At 69.1% G+C, this 20302-nt stretch carries 18 protein-coding genes; 17 read left to right on the top strand and 1 reads right to left on the bottom strand.

The genetic code is table 11. The features are described from left to right. Nucleotides 1-246 precede the first annotated feature (246 nt). Both FX134_RS00365 and FX134_RS00370 read left to right on the top strand, forming a co-directional pair. Entirely contained in the window at nt 247-573 is a 327-nt protein-coding gene (locus FX134_RS00365) for a type II toxin-antitoxin system RelE/ParE family toxin (protein WP_080797011.1), read from the top strand. Then, nucleotides 566-874 (top strand): addiction module antidote protein, encoded by a 309-nt coding sequence (locus FX134_RS00370; protein WP_080797012.1) that lies wholly within the window; start codon nt 566-568, stop codon nt 872-874. Before FX134_RS00365 ends, FX134_RS00370 begins: the two co-directional genes overlap by 8 nt. Before the next feature lie 11 nt (nt 875-885). On the opposite strand, the gene asnB is transcribed toward FX134_RS00370, so the two are convergent. Next, nucleotides 886-2868 carry an asparagine synthase (glutamine-hydrolyzing) gene (gene asnB / locus FX134_RS00375; protein WP_080797013.1) on the bottom strand — a complete coding sequence of 661 codons (1983 nt, stop codon included), beginning with the start codon at nt 2866-2868 and terminating at the stop codon, nt 886-888. 248 nt (nt 2869-3116) lie between these two features. Here asnB and FX134_RS00380 point away from each other — a divergent pair, with 248 nt between their 5' ends. The 15 genes from FX134_RS00380 to FX134_RS00450 all read left to right on the top strand — a co-directional run bounded on the left by FX134_RS00380 (nt 3117) and on the right by FX134_RS00450 (nt 20300). Beyond that, nucleotides 3117-5696 carry a BTAD domain-containing putative transcriptional regulator gene (locus FX134_RS00380; protein ID WP_080797014.1) on the top strand — a complete coding sequence of 860 codons (2580 nt, stop codon included), beginning with the start codon at nt 3117-3119 and terminating at the stop codon, nt 5694-5696. 50 nt (nt 5697-5746) lie between these two features. Beyond that, nucleotides 5747-6052 carry a BrnT family toxin gene (locus tag FX134_RS00385; RefSeq protein ID WP_080797015.1) on the top strand — a complete coding sequence of 102 codons (306 nt, stop codon included), beginning with the start codon at nt 5747-5749 and terminating at the stop codon, nt 6050-6052. After that, nucleotides 6030-6281 carry a type II toxin-antitoxin system BrnA family antitoxin gene (gene brnA / locus FX134_RS00390; RefSeq protein WP_080797016.1) on the top strand — a complete coding sequence of 84 codons (252 nt, stop codon included), beginning with the start codon at nt 6030-6032 and terminating at the stop codon, nt 6279-6281. The genes FX134_RS00385 and brnA overlap by 23 nt, the downstream gene beginning before the upstream one ends. Before the next feature lie 219 nt (nt 6282-6500). Continuing rightward, on the top strand, nt 6501-9305 hold the full coding sequence (gene secA, locus FX134_RS00395) for a preprotein translocase subunit SecA (protein WP_080797017.1): 2805 nt from the start codon (nt 6501-6503) through the stop codon (nt 9303-9305). Nucleotides 9306-9309: 4 nt separating this feature from the next. Further along, the gene (gene prfB / locus FX134_RS00400; protein ID WP_080797018.1) at nt 9310-10404 is read left to right on the top strand and encodes a peptide chain release factor 2; all 1095 of its coding nucleotides are present in this window, start codon (nt 9310-9312) and stop codon (nt 10402-10404) included. Between the two features lie 54 nt (nt 10405-10458). Next, a complete protein-coding gene (locus FX134_RS00405; RefSeq protein ID WP_080797019.1) occupies nt 10459-11298 on the top strand; it encodes a transketolase in 840 nt (279 codons plus the stop codon). Then, a complete protein-coding gene (locus tag FX134_RS00410) occupies nt 11291-12256 on the top strand; it encodes a transketolase family protein (RefSeq protein WP_080797020.1) in 966 nt (321 codons plus the stop codon). Before FX134_RS00405 ends, FX134_RS00410 begins: the two co-directional genes overlap by 8 nt. A 56-nt stretch (nt 12257-12312) precedes the next feature. Next, a complete protein-coding gene (gene ftsE / locus FX134_RS00415; RefSeq protein ID WP_080797021.1) occupies nt 12313-13155 on the top strand; it encodes a cell division ATP-binding protein FtsE in 843 nt (280 codons plus the stop codon). Then, nucleotides 13148-14053 carry a permease-like cell division protein FtsX gene (gene ftsX, locus FX134_RS00420; protein WP_080797022.1) on the top strand — a complete coding sequence of 302 codons (906 nt, stop codon included), beginning with the start codon at nt 13148-13150 and terminating at the stop codon, nt 14051-14053. Before ftsE ends, ftsX begins: the two co-directional genes overlap by 8 nt. A gap of 18 nt (nt 14054-14071) precedes the next feature. Continuing rightward, nucleotides 14072-15352 carry a S41 family peptidase gene (locus FX134_RS00425; RefSeq protein ID WP_080797023.1) on the top strand — a complete coding sequence of 427 codons (1281 nt, stop codon included), beginning with the start codon at nt 14072-14074 and terminating at the stop codon, nt 15350-15352. A gap of 3 nt (nt 15353-15355) precedes the next feature. Then, nucleotides 15356-17341: a ribonuclease R gene (rnr, locus tag FX134_RS00430; RefSeq protein ID WP_080797024.1), complete on the top strand. Its 1986-nt coding sequence runs from the start codon at nt 15356-15358 to the stop codon at nt 17339-17341. 83 nt (nt 17342-17424) lie between these two features. Continuing rightward, a complete protein-coding gene (locus tag FX134_RS00435) occupies nt 17425-17877 on the top strand; it encodes a MarR family winged helix-turn-helix transcriptional regulator (protein ID WP_080797025.1) in 453 nt (150 codons plus the stop codon). 207 nt (nt 17878-18084) lie between these two features. Beyond that, nucleotides 18085-18306: an acyl carrier protein gene (locus FX134_RS00440; protein WP_080797026.1), complete on the top strand. Its 222-nt coding sequence runs from the start codon at nt 18085-18087 to the stop codon at nt 18304-18306. 66 nt (nt 18307-18372) lie between these two features. Then, nucleotides 18373-19344, top strand: a complete 972-nt coding sequence (locus FX134_RS00445) for a nitronate monooxygenase (protein ID WP_080797027.1) — start codon at nt 18373-18375, stop codon at nt 19342-19344. Further along, nucleotides 19341-20300 (top strand): ACP S-malonyltransferase, encoded by a 960-nt coding sequence (locus FX134_RS00450; RefSeq protein WP_080797028.1) that lies wholly within the window; start codon nt 19341-19343, stop codon nt 20298-20300. The genes FX134_RS00445 and FX134_RS00450 overlap by 4 nt, the downstream gene beginning before the upstream one ends. Nucleotides 20301-20302 lie beyond the last annotated feature (2 nt).

Raw genomic sequence — 20302 nt, forward strand, 5'->3', positions numbered from 1 at the left:
GCCCCGTCTTGCTTTTCATCAGGCGTTTCTCTTATGTGCTTGAATTCCGCTGGATCCGCGCTGGAACGGCGCTTGATCCGCGCTTGATTCCGGCTGGAACCGCGTCGGATCCACGCTGGAAGCGCGCGCGTTTCCGCTGGATCGCGGTCATCGATCCGCTGGATCCCCGCTGCTAAGCTGTTCTCCGTCGAGTGTGGTTCTGCTTGACAGGGGGAATTGTATCCCATAAGATACAAAGGAGCGAGGATGGAAGTGCCTGAGTTGGAAGTGCGAAAGACGTCGCTTTTCGAGCGATGGATGCGCAGGATGAAGGACGTCGAAGCCCGAACCCTTGTGGCTATGCGTATCCGCCGCTTGCAATTCGGCCATTTCGGCGATGTCAGAGGAGTGGGCGAGGGCGTGTTCGAACTACGGGTTGACCATGGGCCCGGATATCGTATATACGGAATCCGGCAGGGGGATCGCGTGATCCTGCTCCTCTGCGGCGGCGACAAAGGATCTCAGGCGCAGGATGTCGCGCGGGCGAAAAGGATGGCAGCTAGTATACGGCGCGAAGGAGGATTCGATGCGTAATCCCTTTAGAAGGCCGATCGAGATTAGCGAATTTCATGTGGAGGACTACCTCGACACGGACGAAACGATAGCGGCCTACCTCACTGCCGCGCTCGAGGAGAACGACCCGGAGTTCTTCCAGGTGGCGCTCAAAGATGTAGCGAAAGCTCGCGGGGGGATGGCGCAGGTGGCAGAGGCGGCGGGGGTCGGACGCGAGAGCCTGTACAAGTCGCTCTCGGCCGACGGCAACCCCCGCTTCGGCACCATCGTGGACGTGCTGGCCGCGCTCGGCTTCAAGCTGGAGGTCGTCCCCAGCCCGTAGCCGCGCAGCCCCTACGCCTGCGGCTTCTCCGGGGCCTTCTGATCCACGAAGTAGATCTGGTACCACATGAGGAACATGTAGACGATCCAGATCTTGCGGGAGCGGTCGGCGCCGGCTTTGTGCTCGTCGAGCAGGCGCACGAGCTCGCCGGTGTCGAAGAACCGCTCCGCGACCTCTCCCGTGAACCAGCGCTTGATCTCGTCGTAGTAGCGGTCCTGCCGCAGCCAGTTCACCACGGGCACGGGGAAGCCGAGCTTCTCCTTCTGCGCCCAGTCCTTCGGGATGGCGCGCTCGGCGGCCTCGCGCAGCGTGAGCTTCGTCTGCTCGCCATCGGCCTTGAGGCGCGTGGGGATGGTGGCCGACACCTCGAATACGCGCTTGTCCAAGAACGGCACGCGGCTCTCGAGCGAGTGCGCCATCGACATCTTGTCGGTCTTCAAGAGGATGTCGCCCACGAGCCAGAAGAACAGGTCGACGTACTGCATGCGCGTGGTGTCGTCGAGGCCCGCGACCTCGGCGTACGCCGGTGCGATGAGCTCCTGGGGCAGGGCAGGCCGCGCCGTGCCCGCCGCGCGCTTGCCGGCCCGCAGGCGCTCGCGCTCCTCGGGGCTGAACGCCACGCCGTTCGCGTTGGTGTAGTACCAGTCCTCGGGCCGCTCGCTTGCGCGCTCGAGGTAGTTCGCGCCGCGCACCCCGAGCGCCCGGGCCGCCTTCGACGCGCCGCGCAGCAGGCCCTTCGGCACCCATGACAGCTTGGCGTTCGCGAACGGCGTCTGGTAGATGCGGTAGCCGCCGAAGAACTCGTCGGCGCCCTCGCCGGAGAGCACGGCTTTCACCTGCTTTGCCGCAATCTGGTCGACGAAGTAGAGCGCCACGGCGCTGGGGTCGGCCGAGGGCTCGTCCATGTGCCACTGCACACGGGGCAGGCTCGCCCAGTACTCCTCCTCGCCGATGTGCTTGGAGCTGTTCGCGATGTGCAGCTCGTCGGCCAGCTCGCGCGCCCAGGTTATCTCGTCGCGCTCGCCCTCGTATTCGGCGAAGCCCACGGTGAACGTCTTGATGGCGGGGTTCTCCTTGGCCAGGCACGCGGCCATATAGCTGGAGTCGATGCCGCTCGACAGAAACGAGCCCACCTCCACGTCGGCCACGTTGTGGTAGCGCACGCTCTCGCGCATGGCGGCGTCGATGGCTTCCACGGTGTCCTCGCGGCTGCGGGCCTCGTCGAAGGCGTACTCCGGCCGCCAGTAGCGGCGCGTCTCGGTCGAGCCGTCGGCGCGCACGGTCATGCAGTGCGCGGGCGGCAGCTTGAAGATTCCCTTGAAGAACGTCTCATCGAGCGCCGAGAACTGGAAGCACAGGTACTGCTCGAGCGCCTCCTCGTTGAGCGCGCGCTCGTAGGCAGGGTGCTCGAGGATGCATTTGATCTCGGACGCGAAGATGAACTGCGGGCCGGCGTCGCCGCCCTGCACCGTGTAGTAGAACGGCTTGATGCCGAAGAAGTCGCGCGCGCAGAAGAGCTCGCGGGCCGCGCGGTTCCAGATGGCGAACGCGAACATGCCGCGCAAGCGGTCGAGCACGCCTTCGCCCCAGGCCAGATAGCCCGTGAGCAGCACCTCGGTGTCGGAATTCGTCTCGAACGCCCACCCTTGCGCCTCGAGCTCTGCGCGCAGGTCGCGGTAGTTGTAGATTTCGCCGTTGAACACGATGGCGAAGTCGCCCTTGGCGGCCGCGGCCTCGGGCCCCGCGATGGGGGAGCCGTCGTCCGCGAGCGCAGGCGAGGTGATGGCGGAGGCGTGCTCGCCGGTGGCGCGCACCATGGGCTGGTTGCCGCCCGCCAGGTCGATGAGCGAGAGCCTCCGGTGCCCGAGCGCGACGCCGCTGTCAAGGTAGCGCCCCTCGCCGTCGGGCCCGCGGTGCGCCATCACGTCGCACATGGCCTTCAGGACGGGCAGGTCGGCCTCGGTGGCCCCGGTGAATCCGCAAATGCCGCACATGGGCAGTTCTCCTTCTCGCGTGGTCTGCCGACCATGATAGAGGAAACCCCGCCGCCGCCCAAGCGCCTCAACCAAGACCGCAGATTTCGAAGGGGCCTCGGGCCAGGCGCCGTCGGCCTCTTCCTTAAAAGATGTGTAAAAAGGTCAAAGTCGAACCGATGTCGGCTTGCGAAGCGGATGCGCTGGTGGTACGGTGGATGCCCTTTCAGGCCGTCACGCCTTTCTCCTCATAGATAGGAGTGATAGCCATGCCCGATTACCTTGCCAAAGCGTCATGCCGCGGCCGTCGGCCCCAGAACCTGGCCTCCCGACGCCTCTTCCCGCGCCCCGATCTCATCGCGCGCCTCCTGAGGGAGCGCCACGTGGCGCGCTTCGTCGTCGCGCCCGGCGGCTACGGAAAGACGGCGCTCGCGCTCATGTACGCCGACACGGTGTTCCACTTCGAGCACGTGTTCTGGCTCGACGGCAAGAGCCCCTGCTTCCTGCGCGACCTCGATCGCGGCATCGTGGGAAGCACCCTTCTGGAGAGCGATCCGATGCCGTTCCTCGCCGTGCTCGAGGACGTGCCGCCGCTCGATCCCGAGCGGCTCGAGCGCCTGTCCGCCGACATGGACCTCATGCTCGACCGGGGGTGCGAGGTGCTCGTCACCTGCGTGCCCACCTGCGACGCGTTCGCCCGCCATCGCGACCGCGTCAAGCTCTCGGCGGCCGACCTGCTGCTGGCCGACGACGAGATCGACGCGCCGCGCACGGAGGCCGAGCGCGCCTCCGCCCCGGCCAGCGCCATCGCGCGTTCCGAGCGCGCGGCGGGCCTCGTGTGGAGGGAGCAGGGCGGTGCGGGGTTCCTCGAAGGGGCTCTGCGCGAGGAGCTGCCGAGCGACCTTCTGCTCCCGATGCTCGCCATGCTCGTGCTCGGGGAGGGCTCCTTCGCCGACATCGCCGTCTTCGGCCCCTTCGAGGCCGACCAGGCCGAGTTCTTCGCTGGGCAGTACCCCCATCTCGGCGTGGACGTGCTGAGCGGGCGCTTCAGCACGGCGCGCTTCGAGGTGGAGGAGATCGCCCGCGCGTTCTCGCCGAAGCTCGACCTTCTGGCCAGGCGCTCGCCGTTTCCCGGCCGCGACGCGCTCGTGACGCGGATGGCCGATGCCCTCATGGCCCGCGGACGCCCCGAGCGGGCGTGCGCGACGGCGTGCGGGCTCGGCTCGCGCGCGGCGTGCGCCGCCTGGCTCGCCGATCGCGGCACGGAGCTGCTCGAGGCGGCCTGCGTCATGCCCGCGTGCGAGGCCTACCGCGCCCTGGGCGGCGAGACGGCCGGGCGGGGCCCGCGTCTCGACGTGGACGAGGCATGCCGGAGGGCCGCCTTGGGGGACGGCCCCTCGGCCTGCTCGGCCGCGCGGCGCGTGGCGGGCAACCCGTCGGCGGCCAAGGAGGAGCGGGCCGTGGCCGCGCTCGTGCTGGCCTCCTGCGCCGAGGGCCGTGAGCGGCGGCGTGCGTGCGACGTCGTCGCCTCCCTCGCTCGGAGCGCCGGCGGGCCCGCGCGCGGCGAGGCGGAGGAGTGGATGCCGCCCGCCGTGGTTCGCACGGCGCTCGACTCCTCCTGCGAGAAGGGCGCCGAGACGTGGCTGGCCTGGTACGAAGGTGGCGCGAGGGGCCCGGCCGTCGCGCAGGCCGCCGCCTGGGTGCTCGATCGCGCGGCGGAGGATCCCCGGTTTTCCGGCCGCGGGTTCGCGGGCGAGGAGGCGGTGGAGCGCGTCGCGTCCATCGTGCGCTCGCGCGTCTCGCGTGCCGCAAGCATCCGCATGGGCCTGCTCGACGCCGTGGCGGGAACCGCGCTCGAGCACGCATGCGAGAGCGGCGCCGTATCGTCGCCGACGCTTGACACCCGCGCGGCGCACGCGGTCCACGGCATGGAGATGGCGCTGTTCAAACAGCGCGTGGCTCTCGCGCGCCTGGACCGGCAGCGCTCCGAGATCCGCCGCTCCTTCGCAGCGACGCACCCGGACGCCCGATGGGGCGATTCGGCCGACGCCGGTCTGCCCGCCGTCTCCGCATCGGAGCCGCTGCTCACCGTCAACCTGTTCGGCGGGCTGGACGTGCGCATCGGCGACGAGCCGGTGGACGCGGTCAAGTTCAGGCGGCAGAAGGTGAAGACGCTGCTCGCGCTGCTCGTGCTCAACCGCGGCAAGGAGTTCTCGCGCGACAAGCTGGTGAGCATCCTGTGGCCCGACAGCGAGCTTGCGGCGGCTCGGAAGAACTTCTATAGCATCTGGTCGATGCTGCGTCGCGCGCTCACCGCGCCCGACGGCTCCTGCCCCTATCTCATCCGCCAGCAGAACGGGCTTCGGCTCGATGCGCGCCTGCTGTCCACCGACGTGACGCAGCTCGAGGGGGTGTGCCGCACGCTTCTGTTCGAGCAGCCGGGCTATGGCGGATGGGCGCAGCTGTTCGCCCAGGTGAACGAGAAGTTCTCGGAGGACCTCCTGCCGAGCGAGGACGACAACGGCGCCATCGCGGCGATGCGCGCGGACTACCGCAACCGCCTCGTCGACGCCCTCGTCGGCGCCTCGACGCGCCTCGTGGCGGCCGGCGAGGCGCAGGAGGGGCTCTGGTTCGCGCGCGCCGCCCTTCAGCGCGACCGCATGCGCGAGGACGCCTACACCACCCTCATGCGCGCCCAGATCGCAGCCGGGCAGCGCACCGCCGCGCTCGACACGTACTTCTCGTGCCGGCGCTTCCTCGCCGACGAGCTCGGCATAGACCCCTCGCTCGAGACGATGGAGCTCTACCGCAGCATCATCGAGACGGAGGCGGTGCTGGAGGACTACTAGGACGTGCGCCTTCAAGGTGATCGATATAAACGTTGCGAAAAGGATATAATATGAGTATATATTTTATACCAAATGGTGATATACTGCACTTTGAATACGATCCGGCGAAGAGCGCGCGGAACCGCGCCAAGCACGGCATCGACTTCGAGGACGCGAAGGAGCTGTGGGCTGACGAGAACCTCGTCGAGCTCTCCTCTCCGTATAGCCTTGAGCCGCGATTCCTGGTGCTCGGGATCATGGGCGGAAAGCATTGGACGGCTATCGTGACGTATCGAGGGCAAACGGCGAGGATCATCTCGGTTCGCCGCTCCCGCGAAAAGGAGGTTGCGTATTATGACGAAGCAAATCAGCGCTGAAGAGCTCGATCGCGTGTTCGATGAGGGCGAGGAAGACGTTCTCCAGTACTTCGACACGGACAACCCGAAGCAGCCGAACCTCGGCTCGAAGCGCGTGAACGTGGACTTCCCGCTGTGGATGGTGAACGCGCTCGACCGCGAGGCGCGGCGCATCGGCGTGGGCCGGCAGGCCGTCATCAAGACGTGGATCGCGGAGCGGCTCGACGCGGAGGCGCGCAGGAGCGCGTGAGCGCGCGGCGGGCGGGAGAGAGCCGACGGCCCCGCCCGTCTGCCCCCGGCGCCCGCCAGTGCGAAAAAGGTGTTGAGATTCCCGGCGGCTTCTCGCGCATGAGCAGGTTATGCTAGAGTGATCCCTGCTGTATTCAACCGCGCGAGGATGCCGCGCGCCCCGGAGCCATCCGGACGCGCGCTTCCCAGGACGCGAGCCACGAAGAAGGATGGCGCATACATGGCAGGATTCCTATCCAAGCTGCTGACGCTCGGCGAGGGCAAGCAGATGAAGGCCTACGAGGGCACCGTTCAGAGGATCAACGGCCTCGAGACCCAGATGCAGGACAAGACCGACGAGGAGCTGCGCGCCCTCACCGCGGCGTTCCGCGAGCGCGCAACGGGAGGGGAGGACCTGAAGGACCTCCTGCCCGAGGCGTTCGCCGCCGTGCGCGAGGCGAGCGTGCGCACGCTGGGGCTTCGCCACTTCGACGTGCAGCTCATCGGCGGCATGGCCTTAAACGACGGCCAGATCGCCGAGATGAAGACCGGCGAGGGCAAGACGCTCGTGTCCACGCTGGCCGGCTACCTGAACGCGCTCAACGGCACCAACGTGCACATCGTCACCGTGAACGACTACCTCGCCAAGCGCGACAGCGAGTGGATGGGCCGCATCTACCGCTTCCTCGGCATGGAGGTGGGCCTCATCCAGAACGGCATGCGCCCGGACAGGAAGATCCCCGCCTACGCCGCCGACGTCACCTACGGCACGAACAGCGAGTTCGGCTTCGACTACCTGCGCGACAACATGGTCACGCGCGCGGAAGCACGCGTGCAGCGCGGCCATCACTTCGCCATCGTCGACGAGGTGGACTCCATCCTCATCGACGAGGCCCGCACCCCGCTCATCATCTCGGGCGCGGGCACGCAGGCTGCCGAGACGTACAACCGCTTCGCGCGCGTCATGGTGGGCCTCACCCCCGAGATCGACTTCGACATGGACGAGGCCAAGAAGACCATCAACGCCACCGAGAGCGGCCTGGAGAAGATCGAGGCCATGCTCGGCATCGACGACATCTACGCCGACCCGTCGGGGCAGCTGGCCAACCACCTGCAGCAGGCGCTCAAGGCGCAGTTTTTGTTCCATCGCGACGTCGACTACGTGGTGGTGGACGGCGAGGTGAAGATCGTCGACGAGTTCACCGGCCGCATCATGGAGGGCCGCCGCTGGTCGGAGGGCCTGCACCAGGCCGTGGAGGCCAAGGAGCGCGTGCTCGTGCGCGAGGAGAACCAGACGCTCGCCACCATCACGCTGCAGAACTACTTCCGCCTCTACGAGAAGCTCTCCGGCATGACCGGCACCGCCATGACCGAGGACGCCGAGTTCCGCGAGATCTACAAGCTGCCGGTCGTGGCCATCCCGCCGAACCGCCCCGTCGCGCGAAAGGACGAGGACGACCTCATCTACCGCACGGTGGAGGCGAAGTTCAACGCCGTGGCCGACGACGTGGCCGAGCGCAACGCCGCCGGGCAGCCCTGCCTCATCGGCACCGTGTCCATCGAGAGCTCCGAGAAGCTCTCGCGCCTGCTCGATAAGCGCGGCATCCGCCATGAGACGCTGAACGCCAAGAACCACGAGCGCGAGGCGCACATCATCGCGCAGGCGGGCCGCGTGGGCGCCGTGACCATCGCCACGAACATGGCCGGCCGCGGCACCGACATCCTGCTCGGCGGCAACCCCGACGTCATGGCCGAGGACCTTTTGCGTGAGCGCGGCTTCGACCCGGAGCTCGAGGAGGGTGCCGAGGCGGAGGAGGGCAAGATGCCCGCGCCCTCCGCGGCCGACCGCGCCGACGCGCTCGCCGAGGCCAAGCGCACCTGCGCCGCCGAGCACGACCGGGTGATCGCCGCAGGCGGCCTCACGGTCATCGGCACCGAGCGCCACGAGTCGCGCCGTATCGACAACCAGCTGCGCGGCCGCGCCGGGCGCCAGGGCGACCCGGGCACCACGCAGTTCTACCTGTCGCTCGAAGACGACCTCATGCGCCTGTTCGGCGGCAACCGCATGGACGGCATCGCCCGCATGATGGAGAAGACCGACATGCCCGAGGACATGCCCATCCAGGCGGGCATGGTGTCGAAAGCCATCGAAGGCGCCCAGCGCCAGGTGGAGAGCATGCACTTCGCCGCGCGTAAGAACGTGCTCGAATACGACGACGTCATGAACCTGCAGCGCGCGGCCATCTACAGCGAGCGCAACGCCATCCTCGACGGCAAGGACATGGACGAGCGCATCCCCGAGATCATGGGCGACGCCGTGGCCGGCGTCGTGGCCGAGAACTGCCCGGCCAAGTCGCCGAGCGACGACTGGGATCTGAAGGCCGTCGACACGTGGGTGGCCACCATGTGCGGCCGCGACGACTTCGCGTCGGCCGAGGTCGACCACGAGGACGACCCGGCGCTGCTCGAGGAGGCCATCGTCGACTACCTCGGCCAGGTGTACGCCGAGAAGGCCGATCAGCTGGGCGCGGAGGTCATGCGCATGCTCGAGGGCCAGGTGATGCTGCGCATCATCGACACGCGCTGGATGGCGCACCTCCAGGAGATGGACTACCTCAAGGCCGGCATCGGCCTGCGCGCCTTCGGGCAGCGCGACCCGCTGGTGGAGTACAAGAACGAGGCGTACAACGCCTTCCAGGGGCTCACGGCCGGCATGTACGAGGACTACCTGCGCACGCTCCTGCGCCTGCAGGTGGCCGTGAAGCAGGAGCAGCCGGCGCTCGAGGAGGAGCGGAGCCCGCTCGACGGCAAGGTGAGCTACTCGTCGCCCGAGCAGGCGCTCGAGCAGACGGGCGTCGGCGCGGCGCGCCGCCAGGCCCCGGCTGCGGCGCAGGGCGTGCCGGCCGCGCCCCCCAAGCCCGCCGCCGCCAAGCCGCAGACCTATGTGAAGGACAAGGACGACCCCTTCGCCAACGTGGGGCGCAACGACCCCTGCCCCTGCGGCAGCGGCCTCAAGTACAAGAAGTGCCACGGACGGGACCAGTAAGACGATGGCCGAGAGAACCGAGAAGGACCTGGAGGAGGCCGCGGGCCGCGTCGAGGCGGCGTGCGGCTACCTGCATATCGACGACGTGCGCGCCGAGCTCGAGAAGCTCGACGCCGAGAGCGCCGCGCCCGGCTTCTGGGACGACGCCGCGCACGCGCAGGGCGTGTCGAAGCGCGCGAGCGTGCTGCGCGACACCGTGGGGGAATACGAGCAGGCGGCCGCGCTCCTCGACGACGCGCGCGCCGCGTTCGACCTCGCCTCCGAGGACGAGGCCTTCGCCGAGGAGGCCGACGACGCGCTCGGCCGCCTCGACGCGCTGCTCGACGCGCTCGAGATCAGCTCGTGGTTCAGCGAGCGCTTCGACTCGGGCGACGCCATCCTCACGGTGAACCCCGGCTCGGGCGGCCTGGAGGCCCAGGACTGGACCGACATGCTCTACCGCATGTACACGCGCTACGCCGAGAAGCGCGGCTGGAAGGTCACGATCCTCGACGTGGTGCCGGGCGACGGCATCGGGCTCGACAAGGCCACCATCCAGGTGGAGGGCCGCAACGCCTTCGGCATGCTGAAGAGCGAGAACGGCGTGCACCGCCTCGTGCGCATCAGCCCCACCGACGACAAGAAGCGCCGCCACACCACGTTCGCCGGCGTGGAGGTGCTGCCCGTTCTGCCCGACGACATCGAGGTGGACCTCAACCCCGCCGACGTGCGCGTGGACGTGTACCGCTCGAGCGGCCCGGGAGGCCAGTGCGTGAACACCACCGACTCGGCCGTGCGCCTCACCCATATGCCCACCGGCATCGTGGTGACGTGCCAGAACGAGAAGTCGCAGCTGCAGAATAAGGAGGCGGCGTTCCGCGTGCTCAAGGCCAAGCTCTACGAGCTGGAGGAGCAGAAGCGCGCCGAGGAGCTCGCGCAGCTGAGGGGCGAGCGCATGGACTCCACGTTCGGCAGCCAGATCCGCAACTACGTGCTCTACCCCTACCAGATGGTGAAGGACGTGCGCAGCGGCATCGAGACGGGCAACGTGGAGGCTGTGCTCGACGGCGATCTGGACGAGTTCGTGATAGGCTATCACCGGTGGCGGGTTTCGCAATAGATGTCCCAAACGGGGACAGTCCCCATTTGGGACACTCGAGGAAAGGACTGAGGCATGACCGAGCTTGAACGGCGGGCGAACGAGGTGCGCGCTGACATCGTGCGCATGATCGCGGAGGCGGGCAGCGGGCACCCGGGCGGGTCGCTCTCCTGCGCGGACATCCTCTGCGCGCTCTACTTCGGCGGCGTGCTCGAGCACGACCCGGAGAACCCCGGCTGGGAGGAGCGCGACCGCTTCATCCTGGCGAAGGGCCATGCGGCGCCGGCGCTCTACGCGGCGCTCGCGCAGGCGGGCTACTTCCCGCGCGAGGAGCTTCTGACCCTGCGCAAGCTGGGAAGCCGGCTGCAGGGCCACCCGGACTCCAACCAGCTGCCCGGCGTGGAGGTGTCCACCGGCTCGCTCGGGCAGGGGCTCTCCGTGGCGGCGGGCGCGGCGGCCGGCCTCAAGCTCGACGGCAAGCCGCAGACGGTGTTCGCGCTCCTCGGCGACGGGGAGTGCCAGGAGGGCCAGGTGTGGGAGGCGGCCATGTTCGCCGCGCACCAGGGCCTCGACAACCTGGTGGCCGTCGTGGACCGCAACTGCCTGCAGATCGACGGCGACACCGCCGACGTGTGCGACCCGGGCGACCTGGCCGCCAAGTTCGAGGCGTTCGGCTGGGACGCGCGCGAGGTGGACGGCCACGACATCCCGGCGCTCGTGGAGGCGCTCGCGGCGGCCAAGGCCGATCGCGGGGCTCAGCCGCACGCGCTCATCGCGCGCACGGTGAAGGGCAAGGGCGTGTCGTTCATGGAGAACCAGGCGGGTTGGCACGGCAAGGCGCCGAACGCCGATCAGGCCGAGACGGCGCTGGCCGAGCTGGCGGCGCTCGCGGGAGAGGAGGCCGGCCGTGATTAAGCTGGCAGACGAGAAAGAGTCCCAGGTCAAGCGCGCCACGCGCGCCGCGTACGGCGCGACGCTCGCAAAGCTCGCCGCCGAGGGCGCGCCCGTCGTGGCGGTGGACGCCGACCTCACGGGCTCCACCACCACGAAGAAGCTCGCCGATGCGGGGTATCCCGAGCGCCTGTTCAACTGCGGCATCGCCGAGCAGAACATGGTGGACGTGGCCGCGGGCCTCGCCATCACGGGGCACGTGGCCTTCACGGGCTCGTTCGCCGTGTTCGGCACCGGGCGCGCCTACGACCAGATCCGCAACACGGTGTGCTACTCCAACCTCGACGTGAAGATCGCCCCCACGCACGCGGGCATCTCGGTGGGCCCCGACGGCGGCAGCCACCAGATGCTCGAGGACGTCTCGCTCATGCGGGGCCTGCCCAACATGCGCGTGCTCGTGCCGGCCGACTACGCAGCCGCCGCAGCCGCCATCCGCCTGGCCGCGGAAACGCCCGGCCCGGTGTACGTGCGCATGGGCCGCGCGAGCGTGCCGGCCGTGTACGCCGACGGGGTGGAGCTGGAGATGGGCCGCGCCTACGTGCTGCGCGAGGGCGCGGACGCCACCATCGTCGCGTGCGGCGTGGAGGTGGAGCAGGCGCTCAAGGCTGCCGACGCGCTCGCCGCGGAGGGCATCGAGGCCGAGGTGATCGACGCCTTCAGCGTGAAGCCGCTCGACGAGGAGACGATCCTCGCCTCGACGCGCAAGACCGGGCGCGTCGTCGTCGCCGAGGAGCACAGCGTGATGGGAGGCCTCGGGTCGGCCGTGGCCGAGGCGCTCGCGCGCGAGCTTCCGACGCCCGCCGAGTTCGTGGGCATGCGCGACGCGTTCGGCAAATCGGGCGAGTTCGAGGAGCTGCTCGACTACTTCAACCTGGGGTCGGGGGCGATTGTCGAAGCTGTGAAGAGGGTTATGGCCCGATAACGCTTCTGCTAGAATTCATCCCGTCTCAGTACATCACTATTTGAACGGAGCACTCTGTGACGAACGACATCAGCCAAGGGGCTCCTGCGCGCCCGGCGCGCCGCGGCGGGGCCCATGCGGCGCCGGTGCGGCAGACGACGTCGCAGCTGTCAGCGTCGCTGCCGGTGCTGGAAGTCGACGACATCCCCCAGCAGACGGGCACCCCGGTCATCACGTTCGACCATGTGACGAAGGTGTACCCGGCCCAGCCCAACAAGCCGGCGCTCAGCGACATATCCCTGCAGATCTACGCGGGCGAGTTCATCTTCCTCGTGGGCCATTCCGGCTCTGGCAAGTCCACGTTCATCCGCATGCTCATCCGCGAGGTGAAGCCCTCGCAGGGGCACATCTACGTGGCCGACGAGGACCTCACCACCATGCGCAACTGGCGCGTGCCGTATCTGCGGCGCAACATCGGCTGCGTGTTCCAGGACTTCAAGCTGCTGCCGAACAAGACCGTGTTCGAGAACGTCGCGTTCGCGCTCGAGGTCATCGGCAAGTCCCGCCACGTCATCAAGACGCAGGTACCCGAGGTGCTGCGTCTGGTGGGCCTGCAGGACAAGCTCAACAAGCGCCCCGACCAGCTCTCCGGCGGCGAGCAGCAGCGCGTGTCCATCGCGCGCGCCATCGTGAACCGCCCGCCGCTGCTCATCTGCGACGAGCCCACCGGCAACCTCGACCCGCAGACCTCGCGGGGCATCATGGATCTGCTCGAGCGCATCAACCGCACGGGCACCACGGTGCTGGTGGCCACGCACGACCGCGAGATGGTGGACAACATGCGCCGGCGCGTCATCGCGCTCGACCGAGGGCACCTGACCCGCGACCAGGACCGGGGGGTGTACGGCTTCGATGTCTAGTTTCTTCTACTTCATACGGGAGTCCTTGAAGGGCTTCACGCGCAACCTTTCCACCGCGCTCGGCTCCATCGTCACCATCTTCCTGTCGCTGCTCATCATCGGCGTGTTCTTCGTCGGCGGCTTCGTCGTGGAGAAGGTGGTGTCCTCGGTGGAGAACGAGGTGGCCATCACGGCCTACGTGGCCGACGACGCCTCCGAGGCCGACATCCAGACGGTGCAGAGCGCCATCAAGGGGCTCGAGGGCGTGGCCTCCGTGGGCTTCACGACGAAGGACCAGGCCATCGAGAAGTTCAAGGAGACGAACGCCTCGGACATCCTCGACACGCTCGACGGCGTGAACCCGCTGCCGGCCTCCATCGAGGTGGAGCTGTCCGACCCGCAGCTGGTGGAGCAGGTGGCCGACTCCATCCGCTCCGACGCCACGTTCCAGCGGATCCACGGCTACGACACGGTGGACGAGTCGCTCAAGTACGGCCAGCAGTCGGTCGACCGCCTGTTCACGCTCACCTCCTACGTGCGCTACATCGGCATCGCGCTCGTGGCCCTGCTCGTGTTCGTCGCCATGGTGTTCATCAACAACACCATCCGCCTGGCCATCCTGGCGCGCCGCAAGGAGATCGCCATCATGCGCCTCGTGGGCGCGTCGAACGGCTTCATCCGCGGGCCCTTCCTCATGGAGGGCGCGATGCACGCCATCATCGGCTCGCTTCTTGCGGTGGGGGTGCTCGAGCTTCTGCGCAACCTCGCGCTGCCGAGGCTCCAGGGCGCGCTCATGTTCCTGCCGCTCGACCTCAGCGCGACCGCGTTTCTGTTCATCTACGCGGTGCTGGTGGGCGCGGGCCTGGTCATCGGCCTTCTGGGCTCGGCTCTGGCCATGCGCCGCTACCTGAAGGTCTAGCTTCGGCGGTCAGGGCTGATGGCGAAGCATACCGACAGCTCCACCCTCGCGGCGTCCGAGCGCAGGGCGCGGGCCCGCAACGTGCGCCTGATCAGGACGCTCGCCACGGTCATCGTGGTGGGCGTCGCGTTCGCGGCCGGCTTCTTCGTGCGCGGGGAGGCGCCCCTGCTCGAGTCGCTCGGGTTCTCCTCGCTCGTGGTGGACGTCGACCGCAACCCCGGCTCCACCACCTCGGGCGACACCTACGACTCCCTCGGCGCGCGCGTCGAGGAGGTGGAGGGCGTCATCGAGCAGGAGAGCCTGGACTCCTACGACCTGTCCATGGCCACGACCAACGTGCTCGAGGCGCTGACCGACACGACCGAGGACCCCTACCTGCGCTATTACGACGCCGCGCGCTACGCCGCGCTCGTGCAGGACAGCTCCGGAAGCTACGCCGGGGTGGGGGTGCTGTTCTCCGAGTACAAGGGGCGCGCCTATGCCGTCGACGTGTTCGAGGGGTCGTCGGCCCAGGCGGCCGGCGTGCTCGAGGGCGATTTCGTCGTCGCCATCGACGGCGATCGCGGGCACGACTGGACCACCACCGAGGTGGCGGCGGCGCTTCGGCGCGACGAGGGCGAGAGCGTGGTCGTCACGTGGCGGCGCGCCGCGTCGCTCGACGACGAGGCCGGCGAGGAGTACACCACGACGCTTGCCGTCTCCAACTCCACGGTGAAGAACGTGGAGCATTCGCTCGAGGGGTCGGTGGGCTACATAGGCCTCAAGCAGATCACGCAGAACGCCGCCGACCTCGTGAAGGCGGCCGTGACCGACCTCGAGGCGCAGGGCGCGACCTCGTTCGTGCTCGACATCCGTGACAACCCCGGCGGCTACCTGACGCAGGCCGTCGACGTGGCCAGCCTCTTCGTGAAGAGCGGCACCCTCGTGAAGATCCAGACGCGCGAGGTGGACGAGTCCACGAAGACGGCCACCGACAACTTCGTCACGGACAAGCCGCTCGTCGTGCTGGTGAACGGCAACACCGCCGCCTCGGCCGAGGTGCTCGCCGTGGCGCTGCGCGACAACCAGCGCGCCACGCTCGTGGGCACGACCACGCTCGGCAAGGGGTCGGTGCAGGTGACGCGCGATCTGAGCTTCGGCGGCGCGCTGCGCTACACGGCCGCGTACTACAAAAGCCCGCTCGGCCACGACATCGACGGCGTGGGCGTGACGCCGGACGTGGCGGTGGGGCTCGCCGAGGGCGAGGACAACCAGAGGACGCTCGCGATCGAAACGGCCCAGTCCCTCGTGAAGGGGTAGGGCATGGCGCGCGCACGGTCCCACACGCGCCGCCGTCCGCGGGCGAACCCGCGCGGCGTGCTCTCGGCCCATGCGGGCGGCTTCGGCTTCGTGCGGACGGCCGAAGGCGAGTTCTACGTTCCCGAATCCAAGATGGCGGGCGCCTTCGACGGCGACCTCGTGGAGGTGGCGCCCCTGCCCGCGCAGGGCGGGCGCGGCGGCAGGGACGCGCATGAGCGCCCGGCGGCGCGCGTGCTGCGGGTGGTCGACCGCGCGCACGACTCGCTCGTGGGCCGCTACGAGGTGGCCGAGCCCTTCGGCGTGGTGGTGCCCGAGGACGCGCGCATCCCCTACGACGTCTTCACCATGCGCGCCGAGCGGCCCGACATCGAGGACGGCTCGCTCGTGCGCGTGCGCATCACGGCGTTCCCCACGCGCCACACCGCCGCGACCGGCGTGGTGGAGGAGGTGCTCGGGCGCGCGGACGACGAGCGCGCGTTCGTGGAGACGGTGATCGCGCGGCACAAGCTGGAGACGCGGTTCTCGGAGGGCGCGCTCGAGGAGGCGCGCGCCGCCGTGCTCGACGAGGACGGGGCCCTGGCCTCGGGATATCGCGACCTGCGCGACCGCTTCGCGTTCACCGTCGATCCGGCCGACGCGCGCGACTTCGACGACGCGGTGAGCCTCGAGCCGGCCGAGGGGCTGCCGGGCGCGCCGGCCGGGGCGGCGTGGCGGCTCGGCGTGCACATCGCCGACGTCTCGCACTACGTGGGATGGGGCGGCTCGCTCGACCTCGACGCGCGGCGGCGCGCCACGAGCGTGTATTTGGTCGACCGCGTGATCCCGATGCTGCCCGAGGAGCTCTCGGGCGATCTGTGCTCGCTCAAGCCCGGCGAGGCGCGCCGCACGATGACGGCCGACCTGTTCCTCGACGACGGGGCGCGGCTCGTGGGCTACGAGCTCTATCCCGCGCTCATCCGCTCGAAGGCGCGCCTGTCCTACGACGAGGCGCAGAAGCTGCTCGACGACGCGGCGGACGACGACGGGCTCTCGCGGCGCCTGGCCGTGCTGTCGCGCCTGGCGAAGCGGCGGGCGGTTCTGCGCGAGCGGGCCGGCGGGCTCGACTTCGCCACGGTGGAGGCGCGCGTGCGGCTCGACGCCGAGGGCCGCCCCGAGGCGATCGACCTGCGGCGCAAGACCGAGGCCACCTCGCTCATCGAGGAGGCGATGATCCTCGCCAACGAGACGGTGGCGGCCCATCTGCGCGACGCGCGGTTCCCGAGCCTGTTCCGCGTGCACGAGCGGCCCGCGGCCGACGGCCTGGCCGCGCTCGTGCCCGTGTTCCAGGAGTTCCCCTGGTTCGCCGACGTGGACGTCGATGCGTTCGTCGAGGGGGACCCGCACATGGCGCAGCGGGTGCTCGCGGCGAGCGCGGGCCGGCCCGAGGCCGAGCTGGTCTCGTCGCTTCTGCTGCGTTCGATGAAGCGCGCCGTCTACCGCCCCTCCTGCGAGCCCCACTACGGGCTGGCGAGCGCGGCGTACACGCATTTCACGTCTCCCATCAGGCGCTATCCCGACCTCGTGGTGCATCGCATGCTCAAGGCCCAGCTGTTCGGCCGCCCGGAGAGGTTCGATCAGGAGGCATCTTCCCTGCCGTGGATCGCCGAGCACTCCTCGGACATGGAGCGCGTGGCCGAGAAGGCAGCGCGGGAGTCGCAGGAGCTCAAGATCGTCGAGTACCTCGAGGGGTTCGTGGGGCAGACGTTCTCGGCCGTCGTGTCGGGAGTGGCCGCCCACGGCCTGTTCGTGCGCCTCGACAACACGGCCGAGGGGCTCGTGCCCATGCGGCATCTGGGCGGCGAGTTCTTCGCGCTCGACCCGGTGCTGCACCGGCTGGTCGGGCAGGACACGGGCGCGTCGTTTCGCCTGGGGCAGCGCCTCGCCGTCGTGCTCGAGGCGGCCGATCCGCGTGCAGGCAGGCTCGACTTCCGCCTGGCGCGCAACGTTTGAGCCGCGTGCGAAATACTTTGATTATCTAACTAATTGCGGTATGATGCAGGGGACGTGAAACGACGAGCGAGAGGGGGAGGCGAATGGCCGACGCGGCGCGCAAACGGCGCGAGGAGATCGATGATCTGCTGTCCGGCACGTTCAACTCGATCCTGCGCATCGAGGAGCAGTCGCTCGACAACCGCCTGACGCACGGGCTCACCATCACCGAGGTGCACACCATCGTGGCCGTCGGGCTGCACGAGGAGAACCCCATGAACGTGGTGGCCGCGCGCCTCGGCGTGACGCTGGCCACGCTGACCACGGCGGTGAACAAGCTGGTGAGGAAGGGCTTCGTGGAGCGCACGCGCGCCGAGGACGACCGGCGCAAGGTGCTCGTGTCGCTCACCAAGAAGGGCCGCCAGGTGCTGCGCGCGCACAACCTGTTCCATCACCAGATGATCGAGGAGGCGCTCGCCGACCTCACCGAGGAGGAGGAGCGCGTGTTCGCCGAGGCGCTGGGGAAGGTGAAGGGGTTCTTCGACGCGCAGGCGTAGCCCCTGTTCAAACCCGGATGTTTCACGTGAAACATCTGTTTGCGCGTACGGATGTTTCACGTGAAACATCAGGGGCGCGGGACGGGCGGCGCGCAGAAATCGTGAAGGGTGCGGCGGGGGCCTTGCCGAGCGTCGGGCGGCCCCGTATCATTACCGATGCGGAAATACTTTGATTATCAAACTAATTTGGACGTGAAAGGACGCGCTATGGCTACCATCGATATCGTGAGGGACGTGCTTGTGGAGAACCTCGACCTTGAGGCCGAGAAGGTCACCGAGGACGCCACGCTGGAGTCGCTCGGCATCGACTCGCTCGACATGGTCGAGCTCATCTGCGACCTCGAGGAGAAGTGCGACGTGGAGTTCGGCGAGCCCGAGGGTATCGACACGGTGGGAAATCTGGTCGCCCACATCGACTCCCTGAAATAGCGCACGGCGAACGGGTCCCGCAGGGGGCCCGCGCTCCATCGGCACGAGGAAGAGAGGGTTCACGGCATGAAGACGCGGGTTACGGAGCTTTTGGGCATCGAGGCGCCCATCGTGCAGGGCGCGATGGCGCGCATCGCCGACGCGAGCCTGGCGGGCGCGGTGAGCGAGGCGGGCGGCCTGGGCATCATCGCGTGCGGCGGCGCGCCGCTTTCGTGGATCGAGGAGCAGGTGGCAAAAGCCCGCTCGATGACCGACAAGCCCCTGGGCGCGAACGTCATGCTCATGGACCCGAACGCCGCCGAGGTGGCCGCGCTTCTGGCGAGGCTCAAGGTGGACGTGATCACCACGGGCGCGGGCAGTCCGGCGAACTACCTGGGCATGTGGAAGGAAGCCGGCATCAAGGTGGTGCCCGTGGTGGCCTCGAGCGCGCTCGCCGTGCGCATGGAGCGTTTGGGGGCCGACGCCGTGGTGGCCGAGGGCACCGAGGCGGGCGGCCACATCGGCGAGCTCACCACGATGGCGCTCATCCCGGCCGTGCGCGACGCGGTGTCCATTCCCGTGATCGCCGCCGGCGGCATCGCCGACGGGCGCGGCATGGCCGCCGCCTTCGCGCTGGGCGCCGAGGGCGTGCAGGTGGGCACCCGCTTCCTCACGGTGGAGGAGTGCACCATCGCCGACGCGTACAAGGAGCGCGTGCTGGCCGCGAAGGACGCCGATACCATCGTCACGGGCCGCGGCAGCGGGCATCCGGTGCGCTGCCTGAAGAACAAGTTCGCCCGCACCGTGCGCAAGCTGGAGGGCGACGTGGCCGCGAACGGCGACGAGCTGGAGGCCATGTACGCGGGCTCGCTCAAGCGCGCCGTGGAGGGCGACGTGGACAACGGCACCATGATGGCGGGCCAGTCGGCGGCGCTCGTGCACGAGGGCGGCACGGCGGCCGACGCGATCGCTGCGATGGTGGCGGAGGCCGAGGCTCTGGGCGGCATGGATCTCGAGGCGCTGGCGGCGCGCAACGCGGCGCGCGGGGGCGCCCGATGATCGGGGCGGTTCCCGCAGGCGCGCCCGTCTTCCTGCTCTCCGGGCAAGGGGCGCAGAAGCCGGGGATGGGCGCCGACCTCTTGGACGTGCCCGAGGTGACCGCTGTGTTCGCCTGCGCGTCCGACGTGCTTGGCTACGACGTGGCCGACCTGGTGCTGAACGCCGCGCCGGAGAAGCTCGACGACACGCGGTTCGCGCAGCCGGCGCTGTGCGCGCTGTCGGTGGGCATCGCGCGGGCGCTCATGGCGCGCGGGGTGCAGCCGGCGGCGGTGCTCGGGTTCTCGCTCGGACAGGTGAGCGCGCTCGCCGTGAGCGGCATACTGTCCGACGAGGACACGTTTGCGTTCGTGAAGGCGCGTGCGGAGCTCATGGCCCAGGCGGCCGAGGCGCACCCCGGCGCCATGAGCGCGCTGCTGAAAGCCGACGAGGCCAGCGTGGAGGCGCTCTGCGAAGAGTGCGCGCAGGACGAGGTGCTGGTGCCGGCGAACTTCAACTGCCCGGGGCAGATCGTGGTCGCGGGCGCCCCGGCGGCCGTCGAGCGCGCTGAGGCGGCGTGGGCGGCGGCGGGGAAGCGCTCGTCGCGTCTGGCCACGTCAGGCGCGTTCCACAGCCCGCTCATGGCCGAGGCGGCCGAGGGCGTGGCCGCCTACCTGGCGGACGTCGAGTTCCGTGAGGCGCGCATCCCGCTCATCTGCAACGTCGACGCCGCGCCGCTCGCCGCCGCCGACGCGCGCGAGCACCTGGCGCGCCACCTCACCAGCCCCGTGCGCTTCCAGCAGAGCGTCGAGGCGCTTATCCGCGCCGGGGCCGACACGTTCGTGGAGGCGGGCTTCGGCGGGGTGCTCGCCAATCTGGTGAAGCGCATCGACAAGACCGCCGCGCGTGCCTGCGTGCAGGACCGCGCGAGCTTCGACGCGTTCCTCGCCGCGCGCGTCGACACGACCGATTCCGAATAGGA

The organism is Arabiibacter massiliensis, from assembly GCF_902386925.1.
In the GTDB taxonomy this organism is placed as follows: Bacteria; Actinomycetota; Coriobacteriia; order Coriobacteriales; family Eggerthellaceae; genus Arabiibacter; species Arabiibacter massiliensis.

Bases quoted from the DNA above. Each gene is read 5' to 3' on its own strand.
- prfB (WP_080797018.1), top strand. From the start codon at position 9,310: ATGGCCGAGAGAACCGAGAAGGACCTGGAGGAGGCCGCGGGCCGCGTC.
- FX134_RS00450 (WP_080797028.1), top strand. From the start codon at position 19,341: ATGATCGGGGCGGTTCCCGCAGGCGCGCCCGTCTTCCTGCTCTCCGGG.
- asnB (WP_080797013.1), bottom strand. From the start codon at position 2,868: ATGTGCGGCATTTGCGGATTCACCGGGGCCACCGAGGCCGACCTGCCC.
- FX134_RS00365 (WP_080797011.1), top strand. From the start codon at position 247: ATGGAAGTGCCTGAGTTGGAAGTGCGAAAGACGTCGCTTTTCGAGCGA.
- FX134_RS00370 (WP_080797012.1), top strand. From the start codon at position 566: ATGCGTAATCCCTTTAGAAGGCCGATCGAGATTAGCGAATTTCATGTG.
- FX134_RS00380 (WP_080797014.1), top strand. From the start codon at position 3,117: ATGCCCGATTACCTTGCCAAAGCGTCATGCCGCGGCCGTCGGCCCCAG.
- FX134_RS00440 (WP_080797026.1), top strand. From the start codon at position 18,085: ATGGCTACCATCGATATCGTGAGGGACGTGCTTGTGGAGAACCTCGAC.
- FX134_RS00385 (WP_080797015.1), top strand. From the start codon at position 5,747: ATGAGTATATATTTTATACCAAATGGTGATATACTGCACTTTGAATAC.
- ftsX (WP_080797022.1), top strand. From the start codon at position 13,148: ATGTCTAGTTTCTTCTACTTCATACGGGAGTCCTTGAAGGGCTTCACG.
- secA (WP_080797017.1), top strand. From the start codon at position 6,501: ATGGCAGGATTCCTATCCAAGCTGCTGACGCTCGGCGAGGGCAAGCAG.
- FX134_RS00405 (WP_080797019.1), top strand. From the start codon at position 10,459: ATGACCGAGCTTGAACGGCGGGCGAACGAGGTGCGCGCTGACATCGTG.
- rnr (WP_080797024.1), top strand. From the start codon at position 15,356: ATGGCGCGCGCACGGTCCCACACGCGCCGCCGTCCGCGGGCGAACCCG.
- FX134_RS00435 (WP_080797025.1), top strand. From the start codon at position 17,425: ATGGCCGACGCGGCGCGCAAACGGCGCGAGGAGATCGATGATCTGCTG.
- FX134_RS00445 (WP_080797027.1), top strand. From the start codon at position 18,373: ATGAAGACGCGGGTTACGGAGCTTTTGGGCATCGAGGCGCCCATCGTG.
- brnA (WP_080797016.1), top strand. From the start codon at position 6,030: ATGACGAAGCAAATCAGCGCTGAAGAGCTCGATCGCGTGTTCGATGAG.
- FX134_RS00425 (WP_080797023.1), top strand. From the start codon at position 14,072: ATGGCGAAGCATACCGACAGCTCCACCCTCGCGGCGTCCGAGCGCAGG.